This window comes from Thermotoga neapolitana DSM 4359 (genome assembly GCF_000018945.1).
GTDB lineage: Bacteria > Thermotogota > Thermotogae > Thermotogales > Thermotogaceae > Thermotoga > Thermotoga neapolitana.
This window is the reverse complement of the sequence record NC_011978.1, coordinates 480,200-500,831: the sequence shown is the minus strand read 5'-3', so window position 1 is coordinate 500,831 and position 20,632 is coordinate 480,200. Positions and strand designations below refer to the sequence as shown.

The following is a 20,632-nucleotide window of genomic DNA, read 5'->3' as shown; positions in this document are numbered from 1 at the left end:
TAAAATTCCTTTGAGAGGTGATCGAATGCCGGTTACTTTCCTCACGGGTGCCTCGGAGACCAAAAAGGAAGAGCTGATAAAAAAACTTTTGAAAGACGAAAAAGCGGAGTACATAAGGATCCATCCGGACGATCCCGATAAATTGAACTTTCTGAGATCCATCATCAACACAAGAACGATATTTTCCGGAAAAACCGTGGTGGACATCATCGATTTCGATTCGTGGCGCTCTCAGGAACAAAAGCGCTTCCTTGAACTCGTAAAAAACGTTCCAGAGGATGTCCACATCTTCGTGCGATCCCAGAAGTCGACCGCAAAGGGTGTGAACCTGGATCTACCAAAACCCTGGGAGACGGACAAGTGGCTTGAGTGGATAGAGAAACGTTTCAGAGAGAGTGGATTGAAGATCACAAAAGATGCGCTGCAACTCTTCTTTTCCAAGGTTGGAACGAATGATCTTCTCATAGAAAGAGAGATCGAAAAACTGAAGGCTTACTCCGAAACTGGCAACATCTCTGCAGAGGACGTGGAGGAAGTGGTCTTCACCTACCAGAGTCCAGGATACGACGAGTTCTGCTTTGCCGTCTCCGAGGGCAAAAGAAGGCTCGCCCACGCCCTTTTGTCACAGATGTGGAAGAACACAGAACCTGTGGTGATCTCCGCTGTGCTCGTGAATCATTTCCTCGACCTTTTCAAACTGGTCGTGCTCGTCACCAGGAAGAGGTACTACACCTGGCCGGATATATCGAAGATCTCAAAAGAACTCGGTATGCCGGTTCCCAGGGTGGCACGCTTCCTTGGATTTGCGTTCAAGGCCTGGAAGTTCAAGGTGATAAACCACCTTCTCTACTACGATACCACCAAACTCGAGTCGATCCTCAGGAAACTCTACGAACTGGACAGATCCGTTAAAAGCGAAGAAGATCCAAAACCCTTCTTCCACGAATTCATCGAAGAGGTGGCACTGGATGTATATTCTGTTCAGGGAAACGAAGAATAACTGGTACAGTATCGCTGCTCTGCTTTCTACGATATACAGCAGACATCTCGACGTGGAAGCAAGACCTGTAAAATTCGGTGAAATAAAGAACTTCCCTCCCGATGAAACCGTGGTTGCTTACTCTTTCATGAGTTTTGACCTTGAGGTTGTGAAAGAGGAAGTTGTCCAGTTGAAAAAACAGGGCTACACGCTCATAGCGGGAGGCCCGCACGCAAGTGCCGATCCTGAAGGCTGCCTGGGAATGGGATTCGACCATGTTTTCATCGGAGACGGTGAAGAGAACATCCTGAGGTTTCTGATGGGAGAAAGAGAAAGGATCTTCGATGGGATTTCAAAGAGAGTCAATCTGAACCACTACCCGCCTTTCCTTCCTTCGAAGGGAATCTACATGCCCATCGAAATCACAAGGGGATGTCCCTTCTCCTGTGCGTACTGTCAGACCCCAAGTCTTGCAGGAAAACAGGTGAGGCACCGGGATGTGGATGTGATCATTCATTACGCAAAGCTCGGTGTGGAAAAAAACAGAAAACTGGCACGTTTCATAGCTCCGAACTCCTTCGGATACGGTTCTAGAAACGGAGTAACACCGAATGTCGAAAAGATCGAAGAACTCCTTTATGGACTCAAAAAAGTGGGTGTTGAGGAGATCTACTTCGGTACCTTCCCCTCCGAGGTAAGACCTGAATCCGTAACCGATGAAGTGCTGAAAGTGGTGAAAAAATATGTCAAAAACCGATCGATAGTGATAGGAGCTCAGAGTGGAAGCGACAGAGTATTGAAGATCATAAAACGCGGGCACACAGTTGAACAGGTGGAGGAGGCAATAGAAAAGATCGCATTTCATGGTTTCACACCGCACGTTGATTTCATATTCGGGTTTCCGTTCGAGACAAAGGAAGACATAGAGATGACGTTTAACTTCATCATGAGAATTGTAGAAAGATACGGTGCGAAGATACACGCCCACACCTTCATGCCACTTCCTGGAACGGAGCTTTTCAGGGCAGGGCCTGGAAGACTCACGAAAGATCACTACAGGTTCCTTGGAAGGCTTGCCTCAAAGGGTATACTGGATGGATACTGGTTGAAACAGGAAACACTATCAAGGAAGGTGTACGAAATTGCGAGTGGCGGCGGTTCAGATGCTCCCGGCAATCGGGGGGTTCGAGGAGAATCTGGGTAGAATAGAACACTTTGTAGAAGAAGCCATTTCAAGCGGTGTGGACGTGATCGTGTTCCCTGAGCTTACGATCAGTGGTTACACATGGGATGAGAAGACGCTTGAAAGGGGAGCCAGGTTCTTTGAGGAAGTTGTCAGAAAAAAACTTTTGAGGCTCTCAAGAGAGGGACAGATCGTCATCGTCACCGGCACTCCCAGGATCGTTCTGGGAAAACTCCGAAACTCCCTGGTGATTTTCAAAAAGAAGAGAGAACTTCTTTTTTACGATAAGACGCATCTTTTTCGTGGAGAAAAGGATGTCTTCGAACCGGGAGAGTATTTCCTCGTTTTCTCTCACAGAGGAGTGATCTTTGGAACGCTGATCTGTTACGAGATAGGTTTTCCAGAGATCTCCCGGATACTGACTCTCAAAGGAAGCAAGGTGATACTTTCTTCCTTTGCCTTCGGAAAAGAAAGAGGGCACACCTACGATATCGCAACAAGGGCGCGGGCAGTGGAGAACGGAGTCTTTCTTGTGGCCTCGTCCATGTGTGGCAAGGGATTTGTGGAGTTTGTGGGGAGAACAAGGATAGTTGCTCCCAACGGAAAGGTCCTCAGAGAACTGGAGACCAGTGAGGGTGTGATCTTCGAGGACATCGATCCTGACATCGTTTATCATTACAGGTACGACGAAGAGGGCGACTCCCACGCATACCTCAAAAACTACAGGGCTCACATGTACAGTTTGCAGAAGGGGAGGTTGTGAAGGTGAGGTACTTCGGAACCGACGGGATAAGGGGTGTTTTCGGGGATACCCTGACCGATGAACTGGCGTTTAAGGTAGGAAAGGCGCTGGGAGAGATCGTCGGAGAAGGAAAAGTTCTCATAGGAAAGGACACAAGGGTTTCTGGGGATTCTCTGGAGGCGGCCCTCGCCGCAGGGCTCACCTCGATGGGTGTCGATGTTCTCTCCTGTGGAATCCTTCCCACACCTGCTGTGGCCCTTCTCACAAGGATCACAAGGTCCTACGGTGTGGTTATCTCGGCCTCTCACAATCCACCAGAGTACAACGGTATAAAGGTCCTGAAAAACGGTTACAAGATACCGGACGAGTTGGAGGAAGAGATAGAGAGGAGAATGGAAGGAGAGTTTCAGAGACGGTACGTCGTGGGAAAGATCAAGTCTTTCAGGGAAGGAAAAGATATGTACATCGGTGCCGTTCTTGAGATGTTCAAAGATCTTGACCTTTCCGGAAAGAGCGTTTCCCTTGATCTTGCCAACGGCGCCACAACGACCACGGCGAAAGACGTGTTCGAGTTCCTCGGTGCCGAGGTTGAGGTTTTCAACTCCTCTCAGGACGGTCTTCTCATAAATCAGGGCTGCGGTGCCACTCACCCGAAATTTCTCGCAGAGGAGATGAAGAGGGGTAGAATAGGTTTTTCCTTCGATGGTGATGGTGATCGTGTGATCGCTGTAGACGAGGAAAGAAACGTGGTGAACGGCGATAAGATCATAGGAATACTGGCAGAGGGAATGATGGAGGAAGGAAGACTGAGGGAATCCGTCGTTGTAGGAACCATCATGACCAACGGGGGGCTCGAGGAGTATCTGAGGAAACGGGGAATAGAACTTGTTCGAACGAAGGTGGGAGACAAGTACGTTCTGGAGGAAATGCTGAAGTCAGGGGCAAATCTCGGTGGTGAAAGATCGGGGCACATCATAATCCTCGACAGAAGCACAACGGGAGATGGTCTCATAACCGCTCTGGAACTGATGAGAGTCGTTGAAAGGTTGAAGAAGAATCTCTCAGATCTTGCAAAAGAGATACCGGATCTTCCACAGATCACCAGAAACGTGAGGAGGACGGAGAAAACCTCTCTAGAAAATGGAAGATTGAGAGAGTTGATCGAAAGGTACAGTGCCGAGGGTTATAGGATCGTGGTGAGACCGTCCGGGACAGAACCCGTCGTAAGGATCACCGTCGAGGGAAAAGATAGAAACAGAGTGGAAGAGATTGCGGAAGAACTTTCAAGGATTCTCGAGGGTTGATATTCCGTACTCTATCCACACTTTGGCGAGGGTGAGCATCTCACCCCAGCCAACTGCACACTCGAGTTTTATCTTCATGTCCTCTTCTGTAAACACAATCGTGTGGTCCTCCACATGGACCCACGTTCCGTTGTAACTCGATGGGAAAAATTCCATTTTCACCCTCGATCTGTAGCCGTCTTCGTAGGAGTTCCAGGAGAATTCTATAAGATGAGGTGGTTCGAGTCTGTGGATCACCCCTTCGTCCGTCACTTCTTCTCCGAAGGTCTTTCTCACCCATCGAAAGAAAATCCTTCCACCCTCTTTCAGTTCCATCTTCATCCCATCTGTGAACCATCCATCCCAGCCTCTTTCATTCACGAATACCTTCCAAACCCTCTCCAGGGGAGCTCTTATGTGAACTCCTGCTGTCGTTGGAGGAATCTTCATCTTCTTCCCTCCTGTAGACATCCATAATTTCTCTTTCCAGTTTCAAAAAGGCTTTCACAACTTCGGGAGAGTAAAGCTTTCCGGATAGTTCTTCTATTTCCTGAAAGGCCTCTTCCAGCGTTTTTGGTTTTTTGTACGGTCTTCTGGACACCATCGCATCGAAGCTGTCCGCCACCGCCACTATGAGACCAGAAAGTGGTATTTCCTTTCCCTTGAGACCTTTCGGATATCCGGAGCCGTTCCATCTTTCGTGGTGCGTGAGGGCAATCTCCGCTCCAAGTTGAAGGATGGGAGAAGAACTTCGACTGAGGATCCTGAATCCAATGGTGGTGTGTTGTTTCATGATCTCGAACTCTTCCGGGGTGAGAATACCGGGTTTCAAAAGGATTCTGTCTGGAATTCCTATCTTTCCGATATCGTGAAGAGGCGCCGCAAACTGTATCTCCGTAACGAAGGCCTCATCCATTCCCATCTCCTCTGCTATCCTGCCTGAGAGCCACCCCACCCGTTCTGTGTGTTTGTGGGTTTCTGCGTCCCTGTACTCGGAGAGCATGTTCAGTATATCGAGGACCTCAAACAGAAAGTCTTCGTATTCTGTGAAGAACTCTTCTGCGGTCTTTTCAAGAAGGGAAAGCTTTTTCTTCAGGGATTTCAGATAACTGTTTCTGTACAGATGAAACACCCTGTTTCTGAGGGCGTGGGTTATCTTCAGTTTCAAAAGTTCCAGATTAACAGGTTTTTTGATGAAGTCATCAGCACCCGCTTCCACACTCTTTTTCACGGTTTCCGTGTCGTCGTATGCAGTTACAATGAAAACCACACAGGAGAGATTTCTCGACTTTATCTCACTCACCAGTTCTATTCCGCTCATTCCAGGAAGTTTCACATCCACCAGTGCAACATCGACCTTTCTGGAAAGATCGAGGGCTTTCTCTCCGCTTTCCGCTTCGAGGACGTTGAAACCAGAGAGCCTCAAGTACTGGCTTACAGCCTCTCGTGTGATCTCATCATCCTCTACGACCAGTACCGTCATCGCTATCCCTCCTGATGGGAAGGACTATTTTGAAAGTAGTTCCCCCGTCTTTTGAGATCTCCATACTTCCGTTCAGGTAGTTCACCAGTTTCTTGACAGTGAAGAGCCCAAACCCGTTCGGCGATTTCAGGCCCGGCCCCGTGTCAGAGACAATCAACAAGATTCTATCATTTCTTTTCTCCACACTGAGGGTTACCCTTCCGGAGGGAGTGTATTTCACGGCGTTCGAAAAGAGGTTTGTGACCAGTGCAAGGAAGGCATCTCTGTCGAGTTCGAGTTCTTCAAAGTCCAGTATGAGTTCCACTTCGAGTCCCTTCAACCTGGCCATTTCCAGAATAGGATTCAGCGCTTCTTCAAGATCGATCCTTTTGACCGTTTTCTTTTCACCAATCGACATCCTCAGTATCCTTTCTATCTCCCTGTTCATCTCCTGACAGATTTTCTCTATGTTTCCGGCGATGGATGATGTTTCAGGATAACGAAGTTTCAAAAGCTGAGCGCTCACGTAGATGGCGTTCACGGGATTTTTCAGGTTGTGTGCGAGGTTCTTTGTGAGAACAAGGTGCACCTCCTGGAATTTCCTCCTCTCTTCCAGAAAGAGGATGTATTCTTCGACGAATTCAGAGAAGATGTCTTTCAGACCAGAAGATAGGAAGGTGAATCTTCTTGGAAATGCCTGTTGAAGAGTTCCTTCACGTTTTTTTGATCGGTTTCCCGGAGGATATCCGACATGATCCGGGGGATTTTGGCAAGAAAATCCTGAACGTTTTTGAAGGCGGAGGAGATCTCTTCAGGGGGAACGTTCATTTCCTCTGAAAGTTTCTCTGCCTCCTTTTTTGGAATATCCACGTATTTCTTCACAAAGTGCCATGCCAGAAAGAGACTTCCTGAAGTGATGTGGTAGGGGTAGATATCTCTGGAGAAAAAGAAGAACAGCGAGGAGATAGAGTAGAGAAAGACACTCACCGTGAGAAAGGTGGAAGGTAGTCTTCTGATGAGCAGAACCACAGCGAAAAAAGCGAGTGACAAAGTTTCAAGATAAAGCGACAGATCGAATTTCAAAACAGAGAGGACAAAGAGGAACGCGAATGTGGAAAAGACCGCTATTTTGCATAAATTTTTCCTCTTTTGAACCAAAAAGAAGAGAAAACCTTCGGCGACCAGGAACTTGGAGCTGCTCAGGAACACCCACGACTTTTCTGGGTTCATGAGAAAGGCCCGAAGGAAGAAGAAGGAAAGAAAGGAAGAAAAAAGACAGGAAAAGGCAAAGAATTCCTGCGAGCTGTCTTTTTTCAGGCTCGTGTGGTGAATGAAGAAGGAAAGAAAGAGGGCAACAAAATTCAAAACCGAGACGATCACCACGTTCGTTGCTGCTGGAAAGGTGAAGTACATAAGAACCATGCCAAAAAGTAAGATCACTATAAAGGGTCCATGTTATCCCCTCCTCTGATTAATTTAACATATGAGTTGGTTTCTCGTCAATAATTTTATGAAATTTCGTTTTTTAAATTACGATATAATACCCTATAAAACCAAAGATCATTTTATAGAACAATCTAACAATATTTCTCATAAAATGCCATTGTCTCATGATATCATGATATAGAAAACATCACGGGAGGTGGCATCGTGGATTTCTGTCTGAAACCGATAGGTGTGATAAGATCTCCCTACAGAAACGTGGCGGAGTGTCCCTTTCAGGGAAGGTTTTCCAGGGAGGATTTCATCATCGAACTGTACCCGGAGTACGAAGAGGGGCTGAAGGATATCGACACATGCTCTCATCTGATAATTCTCTACTGGCTCCACAAAGCAGACAGGGAAAGACTGATCGCTCTTCCTCCATTTGATAGAAAAGAACATGGTGTGTTCGCCACGCGCTCCCCTCACAGACCAAACCCTATAGGATTTTCCGTTGTGGAACTTTTGAAAGTGGATGGGAGGAGATTGTTTGTGAGGGGTCTCGATGCCCTGGATGGAACACCGGTCGTTGATATCAAGCCTTATTCCTCAAAGATCGATTGTGTGGAAAATGCCAGAATAGGATGGTTTGAAGGGGTGAAAATGGATGAGATTTAAAAGATTTTTGCTGGTGTTTCTTATCTTTGTTTCTCTTTCAGGATTTTCCGAGGTTGTGATGGATCTTTTGGGAAGAGAGGTGGAGATCCCTTCTAAAGTTGAGAGGATCGTGGCGGCAGGGCCCGGTGCCCTCAGGTTGATCGTCTATTTGAACGCCACCGATATGGTCGTTGGTGTGGAGGATTTCGAACGTTTGAGGCCTCTTGGCAGGCCCTATATACTGGCACATCCAGAACTCAAAGAACTTCCCAGAATAGGTCCTGGGGGCCCTGGAAAACTTCCGGATATGGAAGCACTGGTAGTGTTGAACCCGGATGTTTTGTTCATGACCTATGTCGACGTCAAAACGGCTCAGGACGTTCAGGAAAAGACTGGAATACCCGTGATTGTACTCAGTTATGGAGATCTTGGAACGTTCGACGATGAAGAACTTTTTGATTCGATTGAACTTTTGGGTAAGATCCTTGGAAAAGAAGAAAGGGCGCGTGAAGTGATCGAGTTCATAAAACAGATCCAGGAGGATCTTTCGAGAAGAACGGAAAACATCGAAAGTCCCACCGTCTACGTTGGTGGTATCGGCTACAGGGGAGTTCATGGGATCGAAAGCACGATGGCACATTATCCACCTTTCGTTGCTCTTCGTGCCAGAAACGTGGTCGATGAACTGGGAGAAGGTCACAAATTCATCGATCTTGAAAAGTTACTGGAGTGGAACCCTGAGTACATCTTCATCGATGAAAATGCTTTGAGCATGGTTCTTGAGGATTACAGAAAGCGTGGAGAATTCTATGAACTGCTGGATGCCGTGAAGGAAAAGAGGGTATTTGGTATTTTGCCGTACAACTACTACACTACAAACATCGGAACGGCCCTTGCTGACGCGTATTTCATCGGGAAGATTCTCTATCCGAAACGTTTTGAAGACATCGATCCAGAAAAAAAGGCAAACGAAATATACGAGTTTCTCCTTGGAAAGGCGGTATACGAGGAGATGGCAAAACAATTCGGAGGATTTGGAAGAATAGATCTTTCTTCGGGGAAAATCCTTCGAGGTGAGTGATGAACTACAGAAGGTACGTCTCAAGAAACATCCTGATCGGTGTGGTTTTGTTAGTTCTTCTTTTCATCACGATGGTGTACGCACTCTCTCATGGAGGGTACGATCTTTCTTTTGGTGAGGTCTTGAGCGCTCTGTTTGGAAGAAGTGGCAGAAAGACCCATGTTCTCATCTGGAACATAAGATTTCCCAGAGTGCTGGCCGGTATTTTCACCGGTGCCTCTTTGGCCGTTTCAGGTGCAGTTGTTCAGGGGGCTTTGAGAAATCCTCTTGCCAGTCCTTTCACGATGGGTGTATCGCATGGAGCGATGTTCGGAGCTTCCCTTGCGATAATTCTGGGAGCGGGTTATTCGGAGAGTACAGGAAGAATCGTTCTGAGCAACCCTTATGTTATTATCCTTTTCGCCTTCGCAGGTGCGATGATACCATCGATTGTTATTTTCATCCTGGGAAAGACGAAGAAGGCAGCACCGGAGACGGTGATCCTGATGGGAATCGCCATGAGTTCGCTTTTCACCGCTGCCACAACGCTGGTTCAGTACTTTGCAGACGAACTTCAGCTTGCAACCATGGTTTACTGGAGTTTTGGGGATCTTGGAAGGGCAACCTGGAAAGGGAATGTTCTTCTTCTTACAGTTTCGATCGCGATCTTCGTTTATTTCTTCCTGAAAGCCTGGGACATCAACGCTATGGTTGCCGGGGATGAGGTTGCGAAATCTTCCGGGGTGAGAGTAGAGAAGATCAGACTGGTGATGGTTCTTCTTTCATCGTTGATGACAGCTGTCGGGGTAGCACTTGTTGGTGTGATAGGGTTTGTGGGCTTGGTCTCTCCACACATGATCAGGATTTTCATCGGAGAAGATTACAGGTTTCTCGTTCCCTTCTCCGCTCTGCTGGGGGGGTTGATTCTTCTTCTGGCCGATACCTTTGCTCGTCTCCTGTTTTCACCAATGGTTCTACCCGTGGGAGTGGTGACTTCCTTTCTTGGGGCACCTCTTTTCATATATCTTCTGGTTCGGAGTGATCGCATGAAATGAACGTTCTGAGGGTGAAGAACCTTTCTTTCGGTTACAGACGAAAAGAGGTTCTGAGGGAAATTTCGTTCGAAGTGAAGAGGAAGGAATTGGTTGCTATTCTGGGGCCAAACGGTGCTGGGAAAAGCACGCTTCTGAAGTGCCTGGCCGGTATTCTGAAGTGTGAAGGTGTGGAGATTTTAGGAAAACCCATCAGTGTTTACACCAGAGAAGAGCTAGCAAGAGTCATTGGATACGTTCCGCAGAAGTTTTATCCGGGTATGATGAGAGTTTTCGATGTGGCCCTTCTTGGAAGGCGACCTTATATGAAGTTTGGACCTTCGAGAGAAGACATAAAAATGGTTGAATCCTTGCTTGAAAGGCTTGGGTTATCTCATCTGGCTCTGGAGAATGCCAGTAATTTGAGTGGCGGCGAACTGCAAAGGGTGAACATCGCCAGGGCCCTCGCTCAGAATCCTGAAATACTCCTTCTCGATGAACCAACCAGCAACCTCGATCCGAAAAACCAACTGGAGGTCATGCAAATCGTAGAGGACTTCGTGAAAATGGGAAAAACAGCCATCATGGTGGTTCACGATATAAACCTGGCACTCAGATTCGCTACAAGGTTCATTTTCATGAAAGACGGAAAGATCGTGAAAGATGGCGGGAAAGAAACCCTGAAACCGGAGACGTTCGGTGTGGTTTATCACGTGGATGGCTCTGTCGAGAATGTTTCTGGTTTTCCCGTTTTCGTTTTGAAAAGAAGCAGGTCTTGAACAGGAAGAAAAGATTCAGTATAATATATCACGGATGTGGGGCCGTAGCTCAGCTGGGAGAGCGCTACCTTCGCACGGTAGAGGTCGTGGGTTCAAGTCCCATCGGCTCCACCAAAGAAAAAACCCCCGCGTTCGCGGGGGTTTCTTTTTCTTGCAACTCTGGGATTCAATCTTTCGGAAAAACGATGAACTTGATAGCCGTTCTCGTTTCGCCGTTGATCTGCACCTCTGTGAAAGCGGGTACACACACGAGGTTGATTCCACTCGGAGCGAGATAACCCCTTGCAATGGCAATGGCCTTCACAGCCTGGTTCACCGCACCGGCTCCGATTGCCTGAAGTTCCGCTTTTCCTTTCTCTCTGATAACACCTGCGAGTGCTCCTGCTACTTTGTTGGGGTTGGAATTGGAAGCAACCTTGAGTACTTCCATGGGTTTCTACCTCCTCTACGGTGAGTGTTTTTTCTTGGTTTCCTCGAACACTGGTTTATTGGCTTCGGCTGGCGCGCCCGGCAGGACTCGAACCCGCAACCATCGGATCCGAAGTCCGACGCTCTATCCAATTGAGCTACGGGCGCGCAACTGGGGTGACCAGCGGGACTCGAACCCGCGACCACCTGATCCACAGTCAGGCGCTCTACCAACTGAGCTATGGTCACCACGAAAAAAATGGCGCGCCCGGCAGGACTCGAACCCGCAACCATCGGATCCGAAGTCCGACGCTCTATCCAATTGAGCTACGGGCGCGCAACTGGGGTGACCAGCGGGACTCGAACCCGCGACCACCTGATCCACAGTCAGGCGCTCTACCAACTGAGCTATGGTCACCACGAAAAAAATGGCGCGCCCGGCAGGACTCGAACCTGCAACCCTCGGATTAGAAATCCGATGCTCTATCCTGTTGAGCTACGGGCGCACCACCAACCTGGAGCGGGCGACGGGACTCGAACCCGCAACCCTCGGCTTGGAAGGCCGATGCTCTACCAGTTGAGCTACACCCGCCCGTCAAAGACCCTCCAGGCACTAAAAATATTATCATATTCGTACGGGATCGTCAAGAGAGGTGGTGTTCTTTCATATGATCAACTGATCCTCCTTGTTGAAGAAGGCCCGATATCCCAGCATCAAAAACACACTGACACTGATCGTTACTCCCCCGAGGATTCCGAGCATTATGGCTATCTGGTATTTTATAGCGGTTATAGGAGAAGTTCCAGAGAGAATCTGCCCTGTCATCATACCAGGAAGAAAGACGATTCCCATTCCGATCATGGAATTTATCGTTGGAAGAATGGCAGAATCGAAGGCCTTATCGCTGAAGTATTTCGTTGCGTCCTTTGGTCTTGCTCCCAGCATCAGGGCTGCCTCAACGAGAGGTTTTTGAGAGAGAATCGATTCAGAAAGGCTTTTTACACCAAGAGACACTCCCGTCATGGAGTTTCCAATGATCATCCCCGCAAGGGGAACGACGTATCTTGGATCGAACCATGGACTGATCCTCACCACCACGTAGAGAAAATAAAAAAGGCTCAGGAGAGTGCCCGAACTCACGGAGATGGCTATGAAAAATTCAAGACGCATCTTCACATTCTTTGGGAGCGAGAGTTTTGCTCTTCTGTACACGTTGTAGATCGCAAAAGCCTCCATAACGATCACGGCCAGGATCGTGTAAAACGGTGTGGGATTTTCCAGAATGTAGCTCAGGATGAAACCGGCCAGTACCAGCTGAATCGTCATACGAAGAGACGCCATCAAAACATCCTTTTCTCTGGGGATCTTCCGAGCCTTCAGGATCAACATCAAAATCACCACAAAAACGTAGGCACTCAGAAGTTGCACCAGGCTAATGTCCACTGGCCCCATTCAGTACCCTCCCATCTTTCATTTCTATCAGTCGGTCTGCGAATCTTCTCAGTTCTGGGTCGTGTGTGACCACGATGAGCGTTTTATTCCTCTTTCGTACAAGGTCAACCACCCTTCTTATGATCTCAATTCCAGTTTCCCTGTCCAGAGAGGAGGTGGGCTCGTCCAGAAGAAACACGTCCGGGTCCATGAGCAAAACCCTCGCGAGTGCCAGGCGCTGTTTTTCTCCTCCTGAGAATTTTTCCGGGTCATCGTTCAATGACTTTTTCAGCATCACAAACTCCAGAATTTCTCTGAGTCTCTCATCGGAAGGGATTTTCTTTTCTGAAAACCTCAAGCCCGCAATGAGATTTTCCCTCACATCACCCGGAAAAACCACGGGAAACTGCGGTAACATGACTACCTTTCTTCTGAGATCAACAGAGTCTATTTTTTCAAGGGGCTGTCCTTTGAAGAGGATTTCTCCTCTGTCCGGAGTGATCATCTTGTTCAGCATCTTCAGGAGGGTCGTTTTTCCGGAACCACTTTCACCCGTGATGACGGTGATCATCTTTTCAGGGATGTACAGTTCTTCGATTTCAAGAATGTTTTTGTACTTCACGTTCCTGAGAAGAAACATACTCTTTCTCCCCTTGAACATATTCGTGTGTGCTGCTATAATAGAGAACAGGTGGAGAGGTGGCCGAGCGGCCTAAGGCGCTTGCCTGCTAAGCAAGTGTGGGGGTTTCCCCACCGTGGGTTCGAATCCCACCCTCTCCGCCAGTTTTTTATATGTGCCCGTAGCTCAGTTGGATAGAGCGCCAGACTGCGGATCTGGAGGTTGGGGGTTCGAATCCCCCCGGGTCCCCCCCCTATTGTACCATGATCTCCCAGGCGATGCCATACCTGTATCCTTTCGTACTCACTGTCATCTTCGGCGAGTATTTCTTCAAGAGAGCGATCGTCACGATTCCACCTGCGAGTATCGTCTTTTCCCTTCCTTCCGGCAGTATCTTCAGTTTTCTGATATCTTCGAAGCTCATTTTTCTGATCTGATCAACTATCTTCTGTACTCTCTCTATCTCCAGAGTACTTCCGTGTATGGACTTCAGATCCCATTTTCCCTTCATCAGGGCAGCCAACGCTACGAAACTTCCTCCAACTCCGAACAGATCGCTTTTGGCCAGGTCTGGTAATTTATCCATTACGTATTCAACCACATCGTCCACGGATTTCCTGAATGGAAGTGTTAAGGAAAAGATACGATTCAAAATATGGGTTCCGAGTTCAAGACTCGTGTATCCATCTTTCCATGCAAGTTCAAGACTTCCGCCTCCAAGGTCTGCCACCAGAATGTCTTCTTTTCCAAAATCCCTCACCACGGAGATATAAGAATAACGTGCTTCCTCTTCCTCTGACAGTATCTTTCCCCTGCCACCTGTTATTTCATAAAAAACATCGGGGTTTTTTCTGAAGAACGCTGTACCGAATATGTGAAGATCTGCTCCCAACTCTTCCGACTTTCTCACGCATTCTCTGAACACCTCTTTTGCTCTCTGAAGATTTCCGGATGCGATCCCCACCTCGTGTACTTCTTCGAGGATCACCTCTCCCTCTTCGGAGACGATGAGGAGAATGAAGGAGTTACTTCCCATGTCGAGCAATGCTATCATGCCACTCCCCCCTGATGTTAGAATATTTCTGGGAGGTGAAAACATGAGTGTACAGATCGAAGTTGTGGATGTCATCATTCCCGAAGGAGCGAACATCATTCTGGGACACTCTCATTTTATCAAGACCGTTGAGGATCTTTACGAGGTGATGGTGACGACCAATCCCAATCTGAAGTTCGGTATAGCCTTCAACGAAGCGAGTGGACCCTGTCTAGTCAGATACGAAGGAAACGACGAGGAACTGGTGAAGCAGGCGATCGAGACAGCAAAGAAGATAGGAGCCGGCCACACCTTTGTGATCTACATAAAGGGAGGATATCCCATCAACGTACTGAACCAGATCAAGAACGTTCAGGAAGTGTGCAGAATCTACACTGCAACCGCCAATCCTCTTCAGGTGATCGTTGGAATAACCTCTCAGGGAAGGGCGGTTCTGGGAGTCGTCGACGGTTACTCACCGAAGGGTGTGGAAGGAGAGGAAGACAAAAAGAAACGACACGCGTTCCTCAGGGAGGTAACAAAGTACAAAAAATGATCCCCCGCTCACGCGGGGGTTCTGTTTTTTCTCTTTTCCACCTGTTTTCTCAACCGACAGAAAGAACATACCTGGGCTGTTGTTGGATATCCGCACTCTTCACATTCTCTCAGGTTCTCCACCTCGTATTTCGGTTCTTTCTTTCTTTTCAGGAAACCGAGGTAGAAGTTCAATGTGATGCCGGGCTGATCTTCTTCGAGTTCTCTTAAAACTTTTTTGTACACAAGAGACGTCGCTCCTACCGAGAACGGACAGGCCATTTCAAGGTGAGGTATCTCGTTGAGCGTTGCGTACAGTTTTATGTCCTCCTCGTAATTGAGCACGAGGGGTTTGGCTTTTGGAACGAGTTTTTCGTGTGTTTTTGGAAGAAGAGGCCACTGCCTTTCGAGGTATCCCTCTTGCCAGTGCAAGATGTTTCCCAGAAGGACGGATGCTTCATCGTTCAGGTTGTGACCCGTTACCACCACGTCGTATCCGTTTTCATAAGCGAATTTGTTCATAAGGTATCTTCTCACGACGCCACAAATTGAGCACACAGGTCTTCTCAACATAATGGAGATTTCCTGAGTGGAAAGTCCTTCGAAGTACTCTGTTGCGTCAACAATGTGAAGCTTTGTTCCAAGAAGTTCTGCGTTCTTTTCAACGATCTCCTGGGCTTTCTGAACCATTCCGCTTCGTCCTGCCCGTATGAACAGGGCATCCACCTCGTATCCGAGTTTTTTCAGCATGTGCCACAATGAAACGCTGTCTTTTCCACCGGAGACGGCTATCAGTATCTTCGAGTCTCTTCTGAACATTTTAAACTTCTTTATTGCCCTTTCTACTCTTCCCTCTATGAACTCGTTGAAGTGTTCTTTGCAGAGCTTGATGTTGTAGTGTCTCAGTTTCACCGAGGCGTCTCTTTTACACTTCGTACACTTCATTTTTTCCCTCCTTTCTGAGAAGCAGGAGTTTAAATTCGGTTCGATTAAATTGTACCACACTGGGTACAAATTTCTGTTTTTTCAGCGAAGATCGAGTGTGAATTTGGTGAGAATAATTTTTACTTTCTCCTTTCTTTTCAAACACATTTTGAACATTTTTGAAAGGTACCATGTCCATAAGGGTGATATAATGAAATTGGAAGACCCGGAGGTGAGACTATGTTTGATAAGTTCTCGGAAAAAACGGCTCAGATCTTTGTGACCGCCCAGGAAGAGGCAAAAGAACTCGGACATTCTTACGTGGGAACAGAACACCTTCTGCTCGCAATCCTGAAGGTAGATAAAGGTCCTGCTGTAGAAGTCCTTGAAGAGATGGGCGCATCTTACTCGAAGGTAAGATCGGAGATCATCTCCATGGTTGGCATGGGGATGAGAGGTTTTGTCCCCTCACCTCAGATGACCCCCAGAGCCAAGAGGGTAACTGAGCTCGCCTATGAAGAGGCAAAGATCCTTGGAAGTGACAAGATAAATCCCGAGCACATTCTCCTTGGCATCCTCAGAGAAGGTGAAGGGATAGCGATCCACATACTGAGAAAACTGGGAGTGGATCTCAACGCTTTGAGAAGGGAGATCATAGACCTGTACTCCTACTCTTCGAATAAAGGTTTGGAATACGAAGAGGAAGAAGACTACACCTACAGGTCCGTGAAACAACTCGAGGGATTCGGTGTCAACCTCACGGAACTTGCCGCAAAGAAAGAGTTAGACCCGGTCATAGGAAGAGAAGAGGAAATAGAGAGGGTCATGCAGGTTCTTGTGAGAAGGAAGAAGAACAATCCAGTTTTGATAGGAGATCCAGGAGTTGGTAAAACCGCCATCGTCGAAGGGCTCGCTCAGAGGATAGTGGCGGGTGACGTTCCGGAGATTTTGAGAAACAAGGTTATCTTCTCGCTGGACGTCGCCGCTCTGGTTGCCGGCACAAAGTACAGAGGAGAGTTTGAAAAGAGAATGAAGAAGTTGCTTCAGATAGTGACGAAAGACAAAAACATCATACTCTTCATAGACGAAATACACACGATCGTTGGAGCAGGTTCAGCGGAGGGTGCCATCGACGCTGCAAACATTCTGAAACCCGCTCTTGCTCGGGGAGAGATAAGCTGTATAGGTGCAACCACACCGGATGAGTACAGAAAGTACATAGAGAAAGATGCGGCCCTGGAAAGAAGGTTTCAGAAGATATATGTGAAGGAACCAACCGAAGAGGAAACACTCGAGATCTTGAAAGGTCTGAAGAAGAAATACGAATCACACCACAGGGTGATATACACGGACAAAGCATTGGAGGCAGCAGTTTACCTGTCCAAAAGGTACATAACCGATCATTTCCTCCCGGATAAGGCGATCGATGTGATCGATGAAGCGGGAGCCCGGGCAAGGCTCAAGGTCTTCATCATTCCTCCTGAGTTGAAATCAATCAAAAACGAACTGGAAAAGATAAGAACCGACAAGGAACTTGCCGTTTTGAATCAGGATTACGAAAAGGCAGCAAAGTTGAAAGAGAAAGAAATGGAGCTTGAGACAGAGTACAGAAGAAAATATGCCGAGTGGAGAAGAAAGGCGGAAACGGCCGTTGTGAAAGTGGATGTCGATGATATAGCAGAGGTTGTGTCCTCCTGGACAGGAGTGCCTCTCAAGAAGATCGAAGAAACGGAAGTGGAGAAACTCCTCAATCTCGAAGAAGCGCTCCACCAGAGGATCGTCGCCCAGGACGAGGCAATAAAGGCTGTTGCGAGGGCTATAAGGAGAGCAAGAAGTGGCTTGAAAGATCCAAGAAGACCGATTGGTGTCTTCCTCTTCCTTGGACCGACGGGAGTTGGAAAAACAGAACTTGCAAAGGCTCTCGCAGAGTATCTGTTTGGTGATGAAAGAGCGCTCATAAGATTCGACATGAGCGAGTACATGGAGAGATTCTCTGTCTCCAGGCTCATCGGAGCACCTCCTGGGTACGTGGGTTACGAAGAAGGAGGAACGCTCACAGAAAAAGTGAGAAGAAGGCCGTTCTCCGTCATCCTGTTCGACGAAATAGAAAAGGCTCATCCAGATGTTTTCAACTTGCTTCTTCAGATCATGGATGATGGAAGGCTCACCGACTCCCAGGGTCGCGAGGTCGATTTCAGAAACACCATAATCATCATGACAAGCAACATCGGAAGTTCCTACATCAACAAGTCCAAGAGGACCCTTGGATTCGTCGGTGACGATGACGAAGAGAAAGAATTCGATAAAATAAAGGAACTCGTGCTCGATGAGGTGAAGAGGACATTCAGACCAGAGTTCCTGAACAGGATCGATGAGACCATCATCTTCCATCCACTCAGGAAGGAACACATAGAACAGATCATCGATATACTCCTGAGGGATCTCAGAAAGAGATTGGCAGAGAAGAACATGAAACTTGTTTTGACCAAGAGTGCAAAGGAATTTCTGGTTGAAAAAGGATTCGATCCAGTGTACGGTGCCAGACCTTTGAAGAGGGCGATTCAGAGATACGTTGAAGATCCTCTCTCCGAGGAGATACTGAAGAGCAAGTTCGAAGAAGGAGACACGATCGTCTGCAGGGCTCACAAAGATGGTCTGAGATTCACGAAGAAGAAGGAAAAGAAAGAGAAGGTGGTCCAGTGAAGAAGTTCGTGTGCTCCAGCTGTGGTTACGTATCTCCGAAATGGTTTGGAAAGTGTCCCCAGTGTGGTGAGTACGATACGGCTGAAGAGATCCTAGAAAAAAAAGGCAGGGAGGGGAAACCCTCCCTGTTTTTGAATCTGGAGGTAGCTGGCGAGGTTTCCTTGCAGAGAATTGCCACTGGATTTTCAGAAATGGACAGGGTGTTCAAGGGAGGATTCATACCGGGGCAGGTGATTCTTCTTTCTGGAGAACCGGGCATAGGAAAAAGCACCCTTGCCCTCCAACTCGCAGAGACATTCGCACAAAGCGGGCTGGTTGTTTACATCTCCGGTGAAGAATCTCCACAGCAGTTGAAAATGAGGGCAGACAGACTGGCCATCAGGGGAAAGAAGAACATTTTGCTTGCGGTAGAAAACGATCTGGAAGAGTTGATACCGGTACTTCAAAGGGAAAAGGTCAAATTCGTGATCGTTGATTCACTCCAGACGGTTTTCTCTTCGGAACTGGGAAGCAGTCCTGGCAGTATCTCCCAGGTGAAGAACGTGACAATGAAGATGATCAACTTTGCGAAGAAAAAGAACGTTCCGGTCCTTCTGATAGGACACGTGACGAAGGAAGGGGAAATAGCCGGTCCGAAACTCGTAGAACACATGGTGGACACTGTTGCCTACTTCGAAGGCGACAGACGCACGGGTCTGAGACTGTTGAAGATCACGAAGAACAGATTTGGACCATCAGACGAGGTTGCCGTTTTTGAACTCGATGAAAAAGGATTCGTTCAGGTTGAAAATCCCTCTTTCACAGAGGGTGATACCGACCTTCCAGGGAACGTTCTCACCTGTGTCTTCGAAGGGACAAAACCCTTTGTCGTTCAGATACAGGCGCTCGTTTCCAAGAACAAAACCTTTTCACCGAAGAGAGTGTGCAAGGGAGTGGACGTGAACAGGGTTATGCTTTTGATAGCGGTGCTCAGCAAACTTCTGAAACTTCCAGTGGAAACACACGATGTTTATGTGAACGTGGTGGGAGGGCTCAGGATAACCGATCCCGCCGCAGATCTTGCCATCGCCCTTGCTATCGTCTCTTCGTATCTGGAAGTGTCCCTTCGAGATACGGTGGCCATCGGAGAGATAGGTTTGGACGGAAGGGTGAAAAAGGTTTACAATATTAATAGAAGATTGAACTCGTTGAAGGGTTTTGGCAGAATCATCGCACCTCCTTTCGAAGGATCGAAAGAGGGGGTCTTCATCGTTCATGACCTGAAGGAGGCAGTTTCTCTGATCGGGGGTGAGTCTTTTGGTCCCGCAGGAACTGATTGAAAAGATCAAGCTCATCTCACCCGGGACAGAGTTGAGAAAAGCGCTTGATGATATCATAAGTGCCAATTTCGGAGCCCTCATTTTCCTTGTCGATGATCCAAAAAAATACGATGACATCATTCAGGGGGGATTCTGGCTAGATACGGATTTTTCTGCGGAGAAGGTTTATGAACTTTCGAAGATGGATGGTGCCATCGTGCTCTCTGAGGACCTCACACGAATCTACTATGCAAACGTTCACCTTGTTCCCGATCCAACCATACCAACAGGAGAGACTGGAACGAGGCACAGAACCGCCGAAAGGCTGGCAAAACAGACAGGAAAGGTTGTCATAGCGGTTTCCAGAAGGAGGAACATCATCTCTCTCTACTACAAGAATTACAAGTACGTTGTGAATCAGGTGGACTTTTTGATCTCGAAGGTGACACAGGCGATCAGCACTCTTGAAAAGTACAAAGACAACTTTGACAAATTGCTTTCTGATCTTGAAGTACTTGAACTGGAGAACAGAGTTACACTCGCAGACGTGGTGAGAACGCTGATGAAGGGTGTAGAACTTTTGAGGATAACCGAAGAAACACGTCCTTACATTGTAGAACTCGGAGAAGAAGGAAGACTCGCAAGGATGCAACTCAGAGAACTGACAGAGGATGTGGATGACCTGATGGTTCTTCTCATAATGGACTACTCTTCTGACGAGGTGGATGAAGAAACGGCACAGGCTATTTTACAGGACTTTGTAACAAGAAGAGAACCTTCTCCTATCTCAATATCCAGAGTGCTTGGGTACGATGTTCAGCAGGTCTCTCAACTGGACGATATACTCGTTTCCGCAAGAGGATACAGGCTGCTCAAGACCGCAGCGAGAATACCCATCAGTATTGGCTACAACGTTGTCAAGATGTTCAAGACTTTGGACCAGATCAGTAAAGCCTCCGTGGAAGATCTCAAAAAAGTGGAAGGAATCGGTGAAAAAAGGGCAAAAGCCATATCGGAAAGTATCAGTTCATTAAAACACAGAAGAACTTCCGAATGATTGTGGTAATATATTCTATGAAGTAG

At 47.6% G+C, this 20,632-nt stretch carries 21 protein-coding genes and 9 tRNA genes; 15 read left to right on the top strand and 15 right to left on the bottom strand.

Annotated elements, in window-relative coordinates; genetic code table 11:
* The first annotated feature begins 25 nt into the window (after positions 1–25).
* From holA to glmM, 4 genes are read left to right on the top strand one after another with little or no spacing between them, the layout of a single operon-like run.
* On the top strand, positions 26–1,000 hold the full coding sequence (gene holA, locus CTN_RS02530; protein ID WP_015919001.1) for a DNA polymerase III subunit delta: 975 nt from the start codon (positions 26–28) through the stop codon (positions 998–1,000).
* Positions 969–2,183, top strand: coding sequence for a TIGR04013 family B12-binding domain/radical SAM domain-containing protein (locus CTN_RS02525; RefSeq protein WP_038066702.1), 1,215 nt, complete (start codon positions 969–971; stop codon positions 2,181–2,183). The genes holA and CTN_RS02525 overlap by 32 nt, the downstream gene beginning before the upstream one ends.
* On the top strand, positions 2,143–2,925 hold the full coding sequence (locus CTN_RS02520) for a carbon-nitrogen hydrolase family protein (protein WP_414625525.1): 783 nt from the start codon (positions 2,143–2,145) through the stop codon (positions 2,923–2,925). Before CTN_RS02525 ends, CTN_RS02520 begins: the two co-directional genes overlap by 41 nt.
* The gene (gene glmM / locus CTN_RS02515) at positions 2,922–4,208 is read left to right on the top strand and encodes a phosphoglucosamine mutase (RefSeq protein WP_015918998.1); all 1,287 of its coding nucleotides are present in this window, start codon (positions 2,922–2,924) and stop codon (positions 4,206–4,208) included. Before CTN_RS02520 ends, glmM begins: the two co-directional genes overlap by 4 nt.
* Here the strand turns inward: glmM and CTN_RS02510 are convergent.
* The 4 genes from CTN_RS02510 to CTN_RS10045 form a co-directional block, all read right to left on the bottom strand.
* Positions 4,188–4,637, bottom strand: a complete 450-nt coding sequence (locus tag CTN_RS02510) for an SRPBCC family protein (RefSeq protein WP_038066695.1) — start codon at positions 4,635–4,637, stop codon at positions 4,188–4,190. The two genes, glmM and CTN_RS02510, sit on opposite strands and share 21 nt — an antisense overlap.
* Complete coding sequence (locus CTN_RS02505) at positions 4,561–5,670, bottom strand: cyclic di-GMP phosphodiesterase (RefSeq protein ID WP_015918996.1); 1,110 nt, start codon at positions 5,668–5,670, stop codon at positions 4,561–4,563. The genes CTN_RS02510 and CTN_RS02505 overlap by 77 nt, the downstream gene beginning before the upstream one ends.
* Positions 5,645–6,238, bottom strand: a complete 594-nt coding sequence (locus CTN_RS10050) for a sensor histidine kinase (RefSeq protein WP_015918995.1) — start codon at positions 6,236–6,238, stop codon at positions 5,645–5,647. The genes CTN_RS02505 and CTN_RS10050 overlap by 26 nt, the downstream gene beginning before the upstream one ends.
* 68 nt (positions 6,239–6,306) lie before the next feature.
* Positions 6,307–7,089 (bottom strand): hypothetical protein, encoded by a 783-nt coding sequence (locus tag CTN_RS10045; RefSeq protein ID WP_244857376.1) that lies wholly within the window; start codon positions 7,087–7,089, stop codon positions 6,307–6,309.
* Positions 7,090–7,299: 210 nt separating this feature from the next.
* On the opposite strand from CTN_RS10045, the gene tsaA reads away from it, so the two are divergent.
* From tsaA to CTN_RS02475, 5 genes are all read left to right on the top strand, one after another.
* Positions 7,300–7,749, top strand: a complete 450-nt coding sequence (gene tsaA, locus CTN_RS02495) for a tRNA (N6-threonylcarbamoyladenosine(37)-N6)-methyltransferase TrmO (protein WP_015918993.1) — start codon at positions 7,300–7,302, stop codon at positions 7,747–7,749.
* Between the two features lie 13 nt (positions 7,750–7,762).
* The gene (locus tag CTN_RS02490; protein ID WP_244857410.1) at positions 7,763–8,809 is read left to right on the top strand and encodes an iron ABC transporter substrate-binding protein; all 1,047 of its coding nucleotides are present in this window, start codon (positions 7,763–7,765) and stop codon (positions 8,807–8,809) included.
* On the top strand, positions 8,809–9,843 hold the full coding sequence (locus tag CTN_RS02485; RefSeq protein ID WP_145971568.1) for a FecCD family ABC transporter permease: 1,035 nt from the start codon (positions 8,809–8,811) through the stop codon (positions 9,841–9,843). The genes CTN_RS02490 and CTN_RS02485 overlap by 1 nt, the downstream gene beginning before the upstream one ends.
* Complete coding sequence (locus CTN_RS02480) at positions 9,840–10,598, top strand: ABC transporter ATP-binding protein (RefSeq protein ID WP_015918990.1); 759 nt, start codon at positions 9,840–9,842, stop codon at positions 10,596–10,598. Before CTN_RS02485 ends, CTN_RS02480 begins: the two co-directional genes overlap by 4 nt.
* A gap of 38 nt (positions 10,599–10,636) precedes the next feature.
* A tRNA-Ala gene (locus CTN_RS02475) sits at positions 10,637–10,712 on the top strand.
* A 52-nt stretch (positions 10,713–10,764) separates the two neighbouring features.
* Here CTN_RS02475 and CTN_RS02470 read toward each other — a convergent pair.
* The 9 genes from CTN_RS02470 to CTN_RS02430 form a co-directional block, all read right to left on the bottom strand.
* Positions 10,765–11,028: a stage V sporulation protein S gene (locus tag CTN_RS02470; RefSeq protein ID WP_015918989.1), complete on the bottom strand. Its 264-nt coding sequence runs from the start codon at positions 11,026–11,028 to the stop codon at positions 10,765–10,767.
* A gap of 69 nt (positions 11,029–11,097) precedes the next feature.
* Positions 11,098–11,174, bottom strand: a tRNA-Arg gene (locus tag CTN_RS02465).
* A gap of 5 nt (positions 11,175–11,179) precedes the next feature.
* Positions 11,180–11,255, bottom strand: a tRNA-His gene (locus CTN_RS02460).
* A gap of 11 nt (positions 11,256–11,266) precedes the next feature.
* Positions 11,267–11,343, bottom strand: a tRNA-Arg gene (locus CTN_RS02455).
* A 5-nt stretch (positions 11,344–11,348) separates the two neighbouring features.
* Positions 11,349–11,424 (bottom strand) — tRNA-His (locus CTN_RS02450).
* 11 nt (positions 11,425–11,435) lie between these two features.
* Positions 11,436–11,512 (bottom strand) — tRNA-Arg (locus CTN_RS02445).
* Between the two features lie 10 nt (positions 11,513–11,522).
* A tRNA-Gly gene (locus tag CTN_RS02440) sits at positions 11,523–11,598 on the bottom strand.
* A 72-nt stretch (positions 11,599–11,670) separates the two neighbouring features.
* Entirely contained in the window at positions 11,671–12,459 is a 789-nt protein-coding gene (locus tag CTN_RS02435) for an ABC transporter permease (RefSeq protein ID WP_041437497.1), read from the bottom strand.
* Positions 12,440–13,060, bottom strand: coding sequence for an ABC transporter ATP-binding protein (locus CTN_RS02430; RefSeq protein WP_244857374.1), 621 nt, complete (start codon positions 13,058–13,060; stop codon positions 12,440–12,442). The genes CTN_RS02435 and CTN_RS02430 overlap by 20 nt, the downstream gene beginning before the upstream one ends.
* A gap of 71 nt (positions 13,061–13,131) precedes the next feature.
* Between CTN_RS02430 and CTN_RS02425 the strand changes: the two genes are divergently transcribed.
* Both CTN_RS02425 and CTN_RS02420 read left to right on the top strand, forming a co-directional pair.
* A tRNA-Ser gene (locus tag CTN_RS02425) sits at positions 13,132–13,221 on the top strand.
* Between the two features lie 11 nt (positions 13,222–13,232).
* Positions 13,233–13,306, top strand: a tRNA-Arg gene (locus CTN_RS02420).
* A 4-nt stretch (positions 13,307–13,310) separates the two neighbouring features.
* Here CTN_RS02420 and CTN_RS02415 read toward each other — a convergent pair.
* Positions 13,311–14,111, bottom strand: a complete 801-nt coding sequence (locus CTN_RS02415) for a Ppx/GppA phosphatase family protein (protein WP_015918985.1) — start codon at positions 14,109–14,111, stop codon at positions 13,311–13,313.
* Positions 14,112–14,154: 43 nt separating this feature from the next.
* Here CTN_RS02415 and CTN_RS02410 point away from each other — a divergent pair, with 43 nt between their 5' ends.
* Positions 14,155–14,646, top strand: a complete 492-nt coding sequence (locus tag CTN_RS02410) for an adenosine-specific kinase (RefSeq protein WP_038066685.1) — start codon at positions 14,155–14,157, stop codon at positions 14,644–14,646.
* A gap of 8 nt (positions 14,647–14,654) precedes the next feature.
* Here the strand turns inward: CTN_RS02410 and ttuA are convergent, their stop codons facing one another.
* Complete coding sequence (gene ttuA / locus CTN_RS02405; RefSeq protein ID WP_038066681.1) at positions 14,655–15,569, bottom strand: tRNA-5-methyluridine(54) 2-sulfurtransferase; 915 nt, start codon at positions 15,567–15,569, stop codon at positions 14,655–14,657.
* Between the two features lie 219 nt (positions 15,570–15,788).
* On the opposite strand from ttuA, the gene CTN_RS02400 reads away from it, so the two are divergent.
* The 3 genes from CTN_RS02400 to disA are packed head-to-tail and all read left to right on the top strand — an operon-like array spanning position 15,789 to position 20,606.
* Positions 15,789–18,251, top strand: a complete 2,463-nt coding sequence (locus CTN_RS02400; protein WP_015918983.1) for an ATP-dependent Clp protease ATP-binding subunit — start codon at positions 15,789–15,791, stop codon at positions 18,249–18,251.
* Complete coding sequence (gene radA / locus CTN_RS02395; RefSeq protein WP_015918982.1) at positions 18,248–19,570, top strand: DNA repair protein RadA; 1,323 nt, start codon at positions 18,248–18,250, stop codon at positions 19,568–19,570. Before CTN_RS02400 ends, radA begins: the two co-directional genes overlap by 4 nt.
* Positions 19,548–20,606 (top strand): DNA integrity scanning diadenylate cyclase DisA, encoded by a 1,059-nt coding sequence (gene disA / locus CTN_RS02390; protein ID WP_015918981.1) that lies wholly within the window; start codon positions 19,548–19,550, stop codon positions 20,604–20,606. Before radA ends, disA begins: the two co-directional genes overlap by 23 nt.
* Positions 20,607–20,632: the final 26 nt, after the last annotated feature.